The organism is Pseudenhygromyxa sp. WMMC2535, assembly GCF_011083025.2.
On record NZ_JABJWV010000001.1, the window covers coordinates 107,679 to 121,925 of the forward strand.

The 14,247-nt window shown below is 69.2% G+C and carries 10 protein-coding genes; 8 read left to right on the forward strand and 2 right to left on the reverse strand.

Going from position 1 to position 14,247, the window contains the following annotated elements:
• Window positions 1–33: 33 nt before the first annotated feature.
• From G6O69_RS00415 to G6O69_RS00435, 5 genes are all read left to right on the forward strand, one after another.
• A complete protein-coding gene (locus G6O69_RS00415) occupies window positions 34–2,271 on the forward strand; it encodes a neutral/alkaline non-lysosomal ceramidase N-terminal domain-containing protein (RefSeq protein ID WP_172301454.1) in 2,238 nt (745 codons plus the stop codon).
• 160 nt (window positions 2,272–2,431) lie between these two features.
• Complete coding sequence (locus tag G6O69_RS00420; RefSeq protein ID WP_217909732.1) at window positions 2,432–5,575, forward strand: TonB-dependent receptor; 3,144 nt, start codon at window positions 2,432–2,434, stop codon at window positions 5,573–5,575.
• A 12-nt stretch (window positions 5,576–5,587) separates the two neighbouring features.
• Window positions 5,588–6,364, forward strand: coding sequence for a hypothetical protein (locus G6O69_RS00425; RefSeq protein WP_172301458.1), 777 nt, complete (start codon window positions 5,588–5,590; stop codon window positions 6,362–6,364).
• A 74-nt stretch (window positions 6,365–6,438) separates the two neighbouring features.
• Window positions 6,439–7,113, forward strand: coding sequence for a hypothetical protein (locus tag G6O69_RS00430; protein WP_217909733.1), 675 nt, complete (start codon window positions 6,439–6,441; stop codon window positions 7,111–7,113).
• 309 nt (window positions 7,114–7,422) lie between these two features.
• The gene (locus tag G6O69_RS00435) at window positions 7,423–7,887 is read left to right on the forward strand and encodes a hypothetical protein (RefSeq protein WP_176396536.1); all 465 of its coding nucleotides are present in this window, start codon (window positions 7,423–7,425) and stop codon (window positions 7,885–7,887) included.
• A 31-nt stretch (window positions 7,888–7,918) separates the two neighbouring features.
• Here the strand turns inward: G6O69_RS00435 and G6O69_RS00440 are convergent, their stop codons facing one another.
• Window positions 7,919–9,289 (reverse strand): cytochrome P450, encoded by a 1,371-nt coding sequence (locus G6O69_RS00440; protein WP_172301462.1) that lies wholly within the window; start codon window positions 9,287–9,289, stop codon window positions 7,919–7,921.
• 101 nt (window positions 9,290–9,390) lie between these two features.
• Here G6O69_RS00440 and G6O69_RS00445 point away from each other — a divergent pair, with 101 nt between their 5' ends.
• On the forward strand, window positions 9,391–10,434 hold the full coding sequence (locus G6O69_RS00445) for a hypothetical protein (RefSeq protein WP_172301464.1): 1,044 nt from the start codon (window positions 9,391–9,393) through the stop codon (window positions 10,432–10,434).
• 74 nt (window positions 10,435–10,508) lie between these two features.
• Window positions 10,509–11,237, forward strand: coding sequence for a DUF459 domain-containing protein (locus G6O69_RS00450; protein WP_172301466.1), 729 nt, complete (start codon window positions 10,509–10,511; stop codon window positions 11,235–11,237).
• A 22-nt stretch (window positions 11,238–11,259) separates the two neighbouring features.
• Here G6O69_RS00450 and G6O69_RS00455 read toward each other — a convergent pair whose 3' ends face one another.
• Entirely contained in the window at window positions 11,260–12,468 is a 1,209-nt protein-coding gene (locus tag G6O69_RS00455) for a ferritin-like domain-containing protein (protein ID WP_255215659.1), read from the reverse strand.
• Window positions 12,469–12,570: 102 nt separating this feature from the next.
• Between G6O69_RS00455 and G6O69_RS00460 the strand changes: the two genes are divergently transcribed.
• Window positions 12,571–14,244 carry a tryptophan 7-halogenase gene (locus G6O69_RS00460; RefSeq protein ID WP_172301468.1) on the forward strand — a complete coding sequence of 558 codons (1,674 nt, stop codon included), beginning with the start codon at window positions 12,571–12,573 and terminating at the stop codon, window positions 14,242–14,244.
• The last annotated feature ends 3 nt before the right edge of the window (window positions 14,245–14,247 follow it).

Genomic DNA, 14,247 nt, shown 5'->3' on the forward strand with positions numbered 1-14,247 from the left:
CGCGGCCGAGGCTGTCAAGGTAGCCTGTGCTCGATGCGCATCCCCCAGCTGCTGGTCTGCTCGGCCGCGCTGCTCGCCGGGACATCGGGCTTGGCCTGCGCCGCACCGAGGCGCCACGAAGCCCCGGTATTCGACGACGCCGCGCCGCCCTCGGCCAAAGACGCAGCCGCGCCGAGCATGCGCGCCGGGGCGGCGAAGGTCGACATCACCCCCCTGCCGGGCGTCCCCCTCGGCGGCCACTCCCTCGAGGGAGGCACGGGCTACGGCCTGTGGAACCGACTCTGGGCCCGCGCGGTCTACATCGAGGACCCCCACGGCGAGCCCCTGGTCCTGGTCGTCGCCGATCTCTGGGGGATCCCAGCGGGCCTCGCCGACGACGTGGTCGAGCATGTCAGAGCCGACCACGATCTGCGCCAGCTCGGCCGCGCGCAGGTGCTGATCTCGGCCACGCACACCCACCACGGCCCGGCCAATTTCGCGAGCGATAAATTTTATAGCCGCGCCGTCGGGCCGCAGGCCGGCTTCGATCCCGAGCTGCGCGACTTCCTGGCCCGGCGGATCGCGGCGGCCATCGCCGCGGCGGCGGCCGCCAGCCAGCCGGCCCAGCTGCGCCTCGACAGCGCGAGGGTCCCCCTGATCGCGCGCAACCGCAGCCTCCCGCCCTTCCTCGAGAACCCCGAGGCCCCGGCCCTGCTCGCCGCCAACGCGGATCTTCCGACCTGCCCCGAGTACCCGCGCGAGGTCGAGGGCGTCGATCCCTGCCAGGCCGTCGACCCGACCCTCACCACCTTGAGGATCGAGGACGCGGCCGGCCGACCCCTGGCGGTCGCCGCCTTCTTTTCCGCCCACCCCACCGCCATGCTCAACGCGACCGACGTCTACAGCGGGGACTTCTTCGCCGTGGCCACCGCCCGCGCCGAGGCGGCCCTGGCCGCGCGCTGGCGGGCCCAGGGGCTGACCCACGCCGATCCCGTGGTCGCCCTCTTCAACGGACCCGAGGGCGACGTCTCCCCCAATTGGCAGACGCAGGGCCGCCAGACCACGCTCGAGCTCGGCCAGCGCCTGGCCGCGGCCATCGTCGACAGCGCGCGGCTCGAGGCGGAGGCGCCGGTCGAAAACGCCCCGGACCCCTGTCGCGCGCAGGCGCTCCTCGGGGCGATCGAGAGCGGCTTCATCCGCCAGCCCATGGCCGACCAGCCCGTCGAGGGCCCCCCGCGAGCCCGCACCGCCGCCCGGGCGCTCCCGGGCAAGTCCATGCTCGCGGGAGCCGAGGACGGGCCCACGCGTTTTCGTCCGCGGATCCACGAGGGCCACACCGTGACTCGCCACCGGCGGGCTGGTCAGGGCCCCAAGCAGCCCGCCGTGCCACCGATGCTCTTTTGGCTGGGCTTCCCCCGCGAGACCTACGCCCAGACCGTTCCGCTCTCCATTCATCGCCTCGGTCCGCTGACCATCGCCGGCCTCCCTGGTGAATTCACCACGGTCATGGGTGCCAGGATTCGCGCGAGGATCGCCCGCGACGATCCTCCGAGCGCCCCGCGGCCGCTGCTGATCGGCCTCGCCGGCGAATACATCAGCTACTTCGTGACCCCGCAGGAGTACGCCCTTCAGCACTACGAGGGCGGCTCGACCCTGTGGGGGCAATATGCCGGCACGTTGATCGCAGAGCGCCTCGGGACCCTATCTGCGAAGGTCGGTCGGGGCGAGGCCGGGCTGCCCGAGGGCTCCCCCGGCCTCGCCGCCCGCGATCGCCCCGGGCGACGCGAGCACTTCGCCCTGCGATCCGGCCCACGAGCCCGGCGGGTCCTCGACGATCTTCCCGACCGCCTTCATCGACAGCTACAGATTGAGGCGCCGATCGAGGCCCTGCCCCGATTGCAATTCGAGACTGCCGTCCCCAACTGGTCGGACGCGCAGCCATGGCCCGAGATCGAGGTTCAGCGCCGCGATGAAGCCGGGGCTTGGCAGACGCTCCTACGTGGGAATCGCCCGGTCGATCAACGCGGTGAAGAGTTTTTGATTTTCCCGGTAAAGCTCGACGATACGCGCTGGATCTGGGAGATCTGGTGGATCGACGCGCCCCCCGAGGGCGAGCGCCTGCGCCTGCGCGCCCGCGGCTTCGATGGACGTGAACGCTGCTCCGGCGAATTCGAGACGCGAGACGATCGACCGACACCCGACATCCGAGGCTATCCCTGTGCTGCACATTACAAGCCACGGATCGATCCACGCGATGGCTTCGGCGTACATCGTGGCGATCCTTCGCTATGATTGCGGTGGCTCGGATCGGTCCTCATCCCTCGCGCAATGGGTCTGGCGCCGCGAAGTCAGATAAATCGAGGTTGCATGTCCATTCAAGATGGAGTTACAAGGTCGGTATAGAGCCGGGACGAGTCTGGCTCACACCTCCCTTTAGGCGGAAGAACAGAGAATGCGCAGGAAAGTTTGGCTTGCGGCCTTCTTATCGATTGGCACGACAGCAGCCGCACAGCTCGTCATGATCCAGGAGGCCGAAGCCGGCCCCAATGACGCCGTGCTCACGGGTGTCGTCCGCAACCCCGATACCGGTGAAGGTATCGAGGGCGCCGTCGTGGTCGTCACCAGTGACAAGCTCCAGGGTGAGCGGTCCATGACCACGGACCGCACGGGCCTGTATCGCATCCCCGATCTCCCCCCGGGGACCTACGAGCTCAAGGTCTACTACAGCAACCGGGCCAAGCGTCAGCCCAATATTGAGCTTCGCGCCGGTAATACGGCCCGCGTCGACTTCAACCTGCGTCCGACCGAGGAGGCGACCGAGATCGAGGTCATCTCGCCTCCGGTCGATACGACCTCGAGCTCGACGGGTCTGTCCATCGACAGTGAAATGGCCCGACGTGTGCCCATTGTCACACCTACGGGCAAGGGCGGAGCCAACCGCTCATTCGAGTCACTCGCCGAGGCCACCCCCGGAGCGGCCTCCGACCTCTATGGCACCTCGGTCGCGGGCACGACCTCGCCCGAGAACAAGTACACCATCGACGGCCTGTCGGTGGGTGACCCGGGCTTCGGCCTCGCGGGCACGAGCCTGAGCGTCGAGTTCGTCGACACGGTCCGCGTCGAGTCCGGCGGCTACATGCCCGAGCACGGGCGCGCGACCGGTGGTGTCATCAACGCCGTCACCAAGTCGGGCTCCAACGACTTCCACGGCGGCGTGTGGGCCTTCTTCACCCCGGGCCAGCTCGAGGGCTACCGCAAGGCCCCGGTCCGCGCGGGCCAGACGATCCAGGCCGAGCGCCAGCTGCTGTGGCTCGGCGACGCCGGCTTCGACGTCGGCGGCCGGATCATCCGCGACAAGCTGTGGTTCTACGGCGGCGTCAGCATCTCGCACACGCGCTACGACGTCGCGACCTCGTGGAACCGCCTGGTCGTCGACCCCGACACCGGCATCCCGCTCACCGACGAGGAGACCGGCTACAACATCACCGAGCGCATCCCCGGGACCGAGGTCCACCGCGTGGCCCAGGGCACCACGGTCCAGGCCCTCGCCAAGCTGACCTACGCCCCCGCCGAGAACCACACCATCGAGCTGTTGGGGATCTATGCCCCAACCTTCTCGGGCGGCAACGGCACCTACGGCATCAACGCGTCCACGGGCAACCCCGAGGTCAGCTCGGTGCTCGGCACCTACGACAACCTGGCCAACAGCTACCGCGACAACTCGGCCGACGTCCAGCTCCAGTGGAACGTCCTCGCCGACGACAACCGCTGGGACATCTCGACGACCATCGGCTGGCACAACCAGCTCAACACCGCGCTGCCCGTCGACGGCAGCGCCCTGGGCAGCTCGACCGGCCTCGCCGGGACCCCGGCGGTGCTCTACCGCCAGAACAACCCCGAGTATCACTCGGTCACCGAGTTCATCGACCTGCCCCCCGGCGCGGACGCGGCCGCCTGTGATCCCTGGGAGGATCCGATGGACGCCTCCAACCGGACGATCACCTGTCCGGCGACCACCTTCAGCGTCGGCGGCCCGGGCTTCATCCGCGAGCGTCGGCTCAACCGCCTCCAGGTCCGCTCGAACGCGGCCCGGCTGCTGACCGGCGCCGGCCACCACCTGGTCAAGTTTGGCGTCGACTTCGAGTACATGCAGTACGACAGCGCCCGCGGCTACACCGGCGGGGCGTACTACCGCGAGGCGACCAGCGGCAGCTACTTCCAGGATCTGCGCCGCTACGGCTACCTGACCGGTCCCGACCAGATCACGGATCTCGCCAGCCTTCAGTGGCGGGTCTACTCGACGACGATCGGCGGGTTCATCCAGGACAGCTGGTCGATCATGGACAAGGTCACCCTCAACATCGGCCTGCGCTACGACGCCCAGCACCTGTTCGGCGGCGACGGCCTGCTGTCGATGGCCCTGCCCAACCAGGTCTCGCCGCGCGTCGGCCTGATCTGGGACCCCACGCAGGCTGGCAAGGCCAAGATCTTCGCCAACTACGCGCGCTTCTATCAGAGCGTGCCCCTGAACCTGGCCGACCGCGCCGGCTCCGGTGAGCCGGGCGTCGGTGGGCTCTACGCCTCCTCGCTCTGCGATCCCACCGATCCCCAGAGCCTCGCGGACGACTGCCAGTCCGGCGCCAGCACCCTGGCGATCGGCGGCCCGGCGGACCCCGACCGCTACTACTACTCCTACGGCGCCGGCAAGACCGCCGTCGACCCCAACCTCAAGCCGCAGTCGAGCGACGAGATCGTCGCCGGCGGTGAGTACGAGATCATCCCTGGCGGCAAGCTCGGCGCGACCTACACGCACCGCTGGCTCAGCCAGGTGATCGAGGACATGAGCCGCGACGAGGCCACGACCTACTTCATCGGTAACCCCGGGTCGGGCATCGCCAAGGACTTCCCCAAGGGCCAGCGCATCTACGACGCGGTCATCGTCTACTTCGACAAGCGCTTCGCCAAGAACTGGCTGGTGTCCGGCAGCTACACCCTCTCGTGGCTGCGCGGCAACATCGCTGGCCTGTTCCGCCCCGAGACCGGTCAGCTCGACCCGAACATCAACTCGGACTTCGACCTGATCTCGCTGCTCGACAACCGCTTCGGCTACTTGCCTGGCGACCACCGCCACGCGCTCAAGGTGTTCTCCGCCGGCGAGATCCCGTTCCGCAACGGCAACGCCCTGATGCTCGGCGGCTCGTTCCGGGCGTCCTCCGGCGGCCCGACCAACGTGCTCGGCTCCCACGAGCTCTACGGCAGCGGCGAGGCCTTCCTCATCTCCCGCGGTGATGGCGAGCGCCTGCCCTGGGTGTTCCGCATCGACACCAACATCGGCTACCGCAAGTACTTCAACCCCGACCTGAGCATGGAAGTGACCATGGACGTCTACAACGTCGCCAACTTCCAGGCGGTCACCGCGATCGACGAGAACTACACCTACTCCGACGTCAACCCGATCGAAGGCGGCAGCCTCAGCGACCTCGAGACGCACACCGACGTCAACGGCGAGGCAATCGTCAAGAACCCGAACTTCGGCAACCCCACGGCCTACCAATCGCCGCGGCAGTTCCGCTTTGGCATTCGCCTGAACTTCTGATCGGAGTGAATCATGCTGACTCGCCCCACGATCCTCTGCGCGACCTTCCTCCTGGCCACGAGCGCCACGGTGGCGCTGACCACCAGCTGCGCCCAGCCCCTGCTCAACTGCACCAGCGCCCACGGCTACTTCGCCGCCGAGTACACCCTCGAGTCCGGTGACCCCGACTCGGCCTGTGGTCAGCTCCCCGGCGACGTCCTGGGCATGCAGACCTACTTCCAGGAGGGCGGCCAAAACGGCACCCCCGACTATCAAAACGCCAAGCTGGCGATCCGCCCCGAGTCCCTGGGCGTGCTGATCGACAACGCCGAAGCCCGCGGGGGGATCGCCCCCGAGGACAGCGACGAGGTCTTCTACCAGGGCAACGCCATCGGCTTCTTCACCACCGGCTTCCCCGACGACGACACCTTCTGCATGGTCGACGAGTTCGAGGAGGACGCCGCGGTCTCGCTCCCCGAGCTGCCCGAGGTGCTCGACGATCCCGAGACCGAGGACGAGGACGAGAGCCTCCCGGCCGAGCCGGCCACCGAGGTCCGCTACTCGTGGAGCAACGCCCGCTTCGTGGTCTCGGCGGACGCCCAGGGCACGCAGTTCGAGGCCGACCTCGAGTACAGCCGCGACGGCTGCACCGCCAGCTACCACGTCGTCGGCGTCTACCCTGCCGTGGGTTGCGAGACCAACGACGACTGCAACGACGACAAGAACGGCATCAACCCCGACTTCTCCGTGCGCTGCAACACCGACCTCGGGATGTGCGTGCTCGACGATGAACTCCCGGCCTACGAGTGAAGCCCATGCGACAGCTTGCCAATGATCCTGCGCGCACCAGCGCGCGAGTCCGTGCCTGGGGTATCTGCCCGGCGATGGCAGCCGCCATCGCCCTGAGCCTCGCGCCCGTCGCCGCTCAGGCCGGGACCCAAGGCGCCCCGGCCGAGCAACCCACCACTGATGCGCCCGCGGATGCGCCCGCTGACGCGGCTGCCGAAGCCCCCGCTGAAGCAGCCGCCGACGCTCCGGCCGACGCGGCCTCCGAGCCCACCTACGGCGAGATCGAGCCGGTGGAGATCGAGCCACCGCCGGAGCCCGAGCCGATCGAGCCCGAGCCCGAGCCCGAGCCCGAGCCCGAAGTCGAACCCGAGCCCGAGCCCGAGCCCGAGCCCGAAGTCGAACCGGAGCCCGAGCCCGAGCCCGTCGGTCCCACGCCCGAGCAGATCGCTCAGGCCAAGACCATGCGCCGGGCAGGCATCGGGCTCATGGCTGCGGGCGGCGTCGTCTCGCTCACCGGCCTCAGCCTGACCATCGCCTTCACCGCCCTCGGCGACAAAGCCCAGGGCGCCGAGACCCCCGTGCTCGAGGACATCGAGAAGCACGACAGCTCGGCCAAGGTCGGCGGCATCTTGTTGGCCTCGGGCATCGCGGTCGTCGCCATCGGCGGCATCGTGTTCACCAACGCCAAGAAGAAGACCAAGTCCAAAGAGGAGGCCCACGTCCGCGTGACGCCGGCCCTCGGCGGCCTGGTCCTGTCTGGGAAATTCTGAGCGAGCCTTCGGGCCGCGCTCTTCGAGAGCCCCCGCTGGCCTGCGCCAGTCGGGGGCTTTTTGTGGTCCAAAACGCCTCGAACATGCTGGTGCAAGATGGCCCAGCGTCTCGAGATCGAATTGTGATCGGTCACGAGCTGTCCACACGCAAGAAACAGCGCACCACACGCAACTTGTAAATCATCGTTTCTACGCAATTTTTCGCATCTCGCGCGAATGATGTCTCCTCGTGCCATGCTGGCCATATTTGCACTGGCGAGCCGGCTGGCCGGTTCCGTTCTTTTGGACAAGGTGGTTAGACTCCGCCGCATGCGCGCAGCCCACGAGACCCTCTGGCCCGACCAGCAGATCGTTCATCGGCTGTTTTCGATCCGATGGACAGTTGGCTGCACCTTCACGCGTCTACACGGCACCCTCGCCGACGACGCGCAGACCCGGGCACAGATCGACAGCTGGCTACACCTGCTCGGTGAAATCATCCCGCAGACGGGTCACACACATGTGTCTGTATTGGACACATCGGAACTCAGTGACGTGCCGCGCGGGCTGTGGCTCGACCTCGCCAAGCGCATACACGCCATGCCCCGTCGACCCCTGCGCCGCGCGGTAATGACCGCCGATGGCTGGCGCGGCGACAACCAGGCTCAGGTCGGACAGCTGATCACCGCCGGCCACGTGCGCGCCTTCAACCTCGACGAGACCAACGCGATGATCCGCTGGGTCACCCAGGCCGGGACCATCGACGAGTACCGGCTGCGCTACCTACTCTACTGATCTCGAGCAGGCGGGTGAGCCCGCCCCAGATTCAGCCGTGCAGGTAGCCCAGCGCGATGATCAGCCCGCTGCGCGGCAGCGGCAGCGGCACCTCTCGAAAGCGCAGATCCTGGCCCGGGACCAGGGACCAGTCGAAGTCGCGCAGCAGCTGCGCCAGGACCATGTGCATCTCGAGCTGCGCGAAGTGCATGCCCAGGCAGCTGCGCGGGCCGCCGCCAAAGGGGATGTAGGCGAAGGGCGGCAGGTCCTCGCAGCGCCCGTCGAGCCAGCGATCGGGGTCGAAGCGCGCTGGGCTGTCGTAGTAGTCCGCGCGCCCGTGCACGCCCCCCACGCCCACGGCCACGCGCCAGCCCTTGGGGATGCGGTAGCCGCCGAACTCCGCGTCCTCGAGCATCACCCGGAAGGCGCCGGCGATCGGGGGGATCAGCCGCATGCTCTCTTTGATGATCGCCTCGAGCAAAGGCATGGCCCGCAGGGTCTCGAGGCTCATGCGGCGGTCTGTGAGGCCGTCTTGCTCGGCCCGCGCCCGCGCCCGCAGCTCGGGGCGCTGCGCCAGGTGATAGATGGCGTTGGCGGTCGCCGTCACCGTGGTGTCGTGACCGGCGAAGAGCAGCAGCTGGAGCTCATCGACGATCACGTCCCGGGGCAGCAGCTCGCCCGCCTCGTCGCGGACATCGAGCAAGGTCGAGAGCACGTCGACGCCGCGGCGGTCCTCGGCGTCGCGGCGCATGACCAGATCATCGATGGCGGTCATCAGCCGCCCGCGCGCGGCCATGGCCCGGCCAAAGCGGGTCTGGGGTACGGCCACCGGCGCGAGCACGAACATCCCCTTGGTCCAGGTCTCGAAGTCGCGGCTGAGATCCTCCAGCGAGACGCCGAGGTCGGCGGTCTCCCCCAGCAGGTAGGTGGCCGCGACCTCGAAGGCCAGCGCGCGCATGTGCGGGACCACGGCGATCGGCCCGAGCGCCGCGTCCGTCTGCCAGCGCCGCAGGTGCCTGCGCACGACCATGTCCATGGGCGCGACCACGCCGGCCATCGCCGTGCGCTTGAAGTGTGGCGCCAGCAGCTTGCGCCGGGCCCGGTGCGCCTCGCCGGAGATCAGCGAGAGCGAGCGGGCCCCGAGCAGCTTGCGGACCGCCGACGACCACTCGTTTTCGAGGTAGCGACCCTCACCGGCGAAGATCCAGTGGTTGGCCTCGGCGCTGTTGAAGAACACCGTGGGCTTGCCGAGCACCCGGGCGTAGAACACCCCGCCGTACCGCTCGAAGCGCTCGCTGGAGAAGCGTGAGGGCGAGCGCAGGAAGTCGATGGTCTCGCCGATCAGCGGCAGGCCGTCGGAGCCGGGCGGCAGCGGAGCTCGAGCTGCAGATGCGGCGGCTGGCGCGGTCGAGGCCCCTTGCATGGCCTCTCCATGGTAGGCCATCGCCAGCGCCGATGGCCGCGGCGCTTTTTCCCCACCGAGGAGTTGGCTCCGGGTGACCTCGATGATTGTATGGGCCCATCATGACGCGCGCGCGCCCCTTCTTTGGTCCCTACATCGGTCTGCTCTTCGCCCTCGGCCTCGTCGGCCTCGTCGGCTGCGGCGACGAGGGAGCCAGCGACACCGGCGCGGAGGTCGGGTCCGATGAGATCGATGACTCGGGGAGCCAAGAGGGCGCAGACGAGATCGATGGCTCGGAGAGCGCCGCCGACGACGGCTCGGGCTCCACCGACGACACCGCCACCGGCGAGACCACGACCGAAGGTGACACGAGCGGAGAGACTGCTACTGGCGACGACGCCTCCGACGACGGCAGCACTGACGACGGCAGCACTGACGACGGCAGCACTGACGACGGCTCCACCGACGACGGCTCGACTGACGACGGCTCCACCGACGACGGCTCGACTGACGACGGCAGCACTGACGACGGCTCGACTGACGACGGCTCCACCGACGACGGCTCGACTGACGACGGCAGCACTGACGACGGCTCGACTGACGACGGCTCCACCGACGACGACACCACCACTGGCGAGCCCGAGAGCTTCGACAACTGCGGCTTTCCAGAGGACGGCCCCTGGGTCGAGATCGAGTACTGGCAGCTCGGCTCGGTCAGCTCGCCCTCCTACAGCTACTCCGACACCCCCGGCTGGGGCGAAGACGAGTGGGCCTACCAGGGCATGAGCTGGCCCGAAGTGTGGTCGATCGGCGCCAACTCGATGAACAACGACCCCATCGGGATCGTCGCCGAGATCAGCGGCCAGTGGCAGATCATGATCGGGCTCGCGGGCATGGTCAGCTACGACTACGCCTCGGTCTGCTACGAGGGCCGCAGCGTCTCGGTCAGCTCGAGCGCGACCGTCGACGTCTACAACCCCTTCAACGGCTGCGGCGTCGAGACCCAGATCTCGCACTCGTGGGAGGTCCACAAGGTCGGCGTCGACCTCGGCGACTGCCTGATCCCCGGCAACAACACCCAGGCCGTGCGCTTGGATCCATGGGGTGGCAGCGGCCGCCTCGGCCTCGTGCGCCTGCGTCTGACGCTCCACGGCGCGGTCTACTGAGCACAACTGCCCGCAGGTGGGCGCGCAGGCGCGCAGCCCTTGAAATCCGCGGCGATCCGCGTTTTGGTGTCGCCATGTCCGAATCGCGCGACCTCTCTCGACGAGCGGTCACGCTGGGCTTGGCAGGCGCCCTGGCGTCCCTGGCCATCCCCCGGCGGGCCCACGCGGGCGAACATCGAGCGCTGATCCTCGGCGGCTCGGCGATCCACGGCGCCCTCGGCAAGCAGCTCGAGCGCGGCATGGCGGCCCTGGGTCACGAGACCCTGCGCGACGCCAAGACCTCCTCGGGGCTGGCCCGGCCCGACTTCTTCGACTGGATGGAGCGCGCCCGCGAGCTCGTGGCCGAGTTCTCGCCCACGGTGACCATCGCGATGTTCGGAGGCAACGACGCCCAGGGCCTGTGGATGGGCAAGGACGCCGAGCCGCGGTGGATCCGCTGGCCCGAGCCCGGCTGGTCCGCCGAGTATCGCCGCCGCGTCGAGGCCTTCGCCGAGATCGTCGCGCCGCCGATCGCCGGGCCCAAGCGCCGCGTGGTCTTCCTGGGCATGCCGGCCATGAAGTCCGACGACTTCGACGAGCGCATGGCCCGGATCAACGAGCTCGTCGCCCACGCCATGGCCGAGCACCCGCGCGGCTACTACCTCCCGACCCGCGGCCGGCTCAGCGAGGGCTACGCCCGCCGGATCGAGCGTGACGGCGAGTCGGTGACCATCCGCGCCGCCGACGGCGTGCACTTCAGCGGCGCGGGGGCCAAGCTCCTCGCCCAGGTCCTGGTCCCGCACATCGACGACAAGCTGAGCTGAGCTGGGGCTGGGCCAGTTGGGCTCAGCTCAGCAGCGGCCCGCCGAGATCGAGATCGAGATCGAGGAGCATCCGCTCCGCGCTCAGCTGGTCGGCCGAGGCCCCGTCGAGGTAGCGCAGCAGCCCGACCTTCTCGTAGTAGGGCATGATCCGCTCGCTCATCAGCCCGATCGCCCGCAAGTTGGGGACCAGGCGCGAGAACATGACCTGGCGAAACATCCGCATGCCCGGGGCCTCGGAGATGAAGGCCCGCCAGCGCTCGCGGCTCATCAGGCCCTCGAACCACTCCTCGTAGACCTCGTAGACCATGAAGCGGTTGCGCATGAGCAGCGCGACCTCGAAGGCCCAGTCCTCGCGCTCTTGTCGCTCGCGCGCCGAGAGCTGCTTGGTGATGTGCTCGCGCAGGGCGAGCACGCCGTAGTGGACGTGGCGGGCCTCGTCTTGGATCACCCGCTCGAGCAGCGCGCGCAGCAGCGGCTCGCCGGTGACCTTGTAGATCACCCCGAAGGCGCCCAGGGCCAGGCCCTCGACCATGATCTGCATGCCGAGGAACTTCATGTCCCAGCGCGCGTCGGACATCAGCGAGTCGATGATCACGAACAGGTTGTCGTTGATCTGATAGAGGCGGCCGAGCTTTTGGTCGAGGTAGCGGCTGAACACCTCGATGTGCCGGCCCTCGTCCATGACCTGGGTCGCGCCGTAGAGCTTGCCGTCGAAGAGCTGCACGGCCTCGGTGACCTGGGCGGCGGCGAACAAGGCCCCCTGCTCGCCGTGGAGGAACTGGCTGAGCAGCCAGCAGGCCACGCTGAAGCTGATCTTGGCGAACTCGTCGTCGCTGAAGCGGATGCCCAGCTGATCCCCGAGGCTGCGCGAGTCCAAGAAGCGCTCGGGCAGCAGCGGCGTGCTCGGATCGAAGGGGTCGACCTGTGTCTCCCAGGGCAGCTCGTCGGCGTCCCACTGGCCGAGCTTGGCGCGCCGGTAGAGCTCGGCCATCTCGGGCTGATCCGCCGGGTAGGTCCAGTCGAAGTGGGCCGCGTAGCGCACCGGGATGCGCGTGGGCTCGCCCTGCTTGCCGCGCTGCAAGAGCATGCCGCGGACCCCCGAGGGGCCGAGGGCGCGCAGCACCTTGGGATCACGGATCTCCATGAACACCGACAGCGCCTCGAAGTAGCTGTCGACCTGAGCGCGCATCTTGACCGGCAACAGGTTGGTCAAGCGTTGTGTATCCAGCATGGAGAACCTCCTTTTTCAGGCTGCCACTGTGCCATCAAAGTGTAAAGTAGAACTAGACAGTGAAACGCTGGTAAGCAAGCGGCGGGCTGTTACCCTGCCGAGGTGCAAGTCGAGCGGGTCGAGCACCTGATCATTGGCGCTGGCGTCGCCGGACTGACCTTGCGCCACCACCTCGAGAGCGAGTCGGTGCTCGTCCTCGACCCCGCCCCGGGCGGCTACAAGATCGGCGAGTCGCTGATCCCCGAGCTCTTTCGCCCGCCCGCGCTCGCGGCCCTGCTGCCGCGCATCCAGGCCCTACCGTCGTTCACGCCCAAGTACGGCACGACCTTCGTGGCCAACGGCGAGCTCGCCTACTTCCCGATCGGCGGGCCCGAGATCGGCGAAGCCATGCACGTCGCCCGCGCCGAGCTCGAGGCCGAGATGGCCACGGCCTGGGGCATCGAGATCCGCCGCGCGGCCGTGACCGCGATCGACTGGCAGCAAAAGCGCGTCGAGACCAGCGCCGGCCCCATCGAGGTGTCGGGGTTGATCCTCGACTGCTCGGGACCCGCGATGGTCGTCGCCCGCTCGCGCGGCGAGGTCGAGGAGCTGCTCCCGGGCTGGGCCACCTGGGCCTACTACGACGTCGTCGAGGAGCGCCCCGAGGCGCTCGCGGCGGCCATCGAGGCCCGCGGCTGGAAGGCCCTGCGCTACGACGTGCGCCACCGCCAGCCCCTGCCCGACGCCAGCCTCGACGCCCGCGAGCTCGCCAAGACCACCTGGCTGGCCCTCGTCGACGAGGGCGGCGGGCTGTGGACGTGGCAGATCCCCCTCTATGGCGGCAAGCGCCTGAGCCTCGGCGTGGTCTCGCGCCACGGCCCGGTCTCGCCGGAGCAGTATCGCGCCGTCGCCGAGGCCCACGCCGCCCCGCACTTCGTCCTCGCCCGCCGCGGCGAGGATGGACCCTCGCCCTTCGATCGCCTGCACACGCGCGGCGGCTTCGCCCGCCGGGCCAAGGTCCCCGCCGACCGCGACTTCATCTTGCTCGCCGACGCCTACGGGTTCTCGGATCCGGTCTACTCCGTGGGCGCGGGCCTGGCCGTCAGCCAGGCGGTCGAGGTCGCGCAGCTCCTGAACCGGGGCGGCTGGACCCGCGAGCGCTGCGAGGCCTACGTGGCCCGGGCCGAGCAGACACTCGCACGCGCGCGCGCGGCCTTCGAGTTTTGGTACAGCGGCGCCGTGCTCAGCGACGCCGCCGCCGCCAACGAGGTCCAGGACGACTTCCTGCTCGGCGGCCTCTTTCACCGGGGGATCAGCGAGCACTACGGCGCGGCCATCGAGCTCGCCAGCCTCGACAGCGAGCGCGACCCCTTCGAGGCCGACTGGAGCCAGGCCGACCTCGCGGCGCCCCTGTCCGCCCTGCTCGAGCTCGACGCCGACGCCCTCGCGGGCTGGACCCTGCTCGGCGCCAGGCCGTGCGCCGGCGGCCTCCAGCTGCGCTGGTCGGGCGAGGGCCACGGCCAGCCCGAGCTGACCATGCTCGTCGCCGAGGATCCCGCCCAGGCCCAGCCCTGCTACCGCCGCAGCGGACCGCTGGCCCTGTCGTACATGCAGCTCTTCGAGCGCCCCTACCCCCAATCCCCCGCCCTCGACGCGCTCTTCGAGGCCCTCGCCGCGCGCCTCGACGGCCGCGCCGATCAGCTGCACGCCCTCGCCCATGGCGAGGCTGCCCATGGCGAGGCTGCCCAGGGCGAGGCTGGCCAGGGCGAACCCGCCAGCGCGACGCCGGCCGAGTAGCGC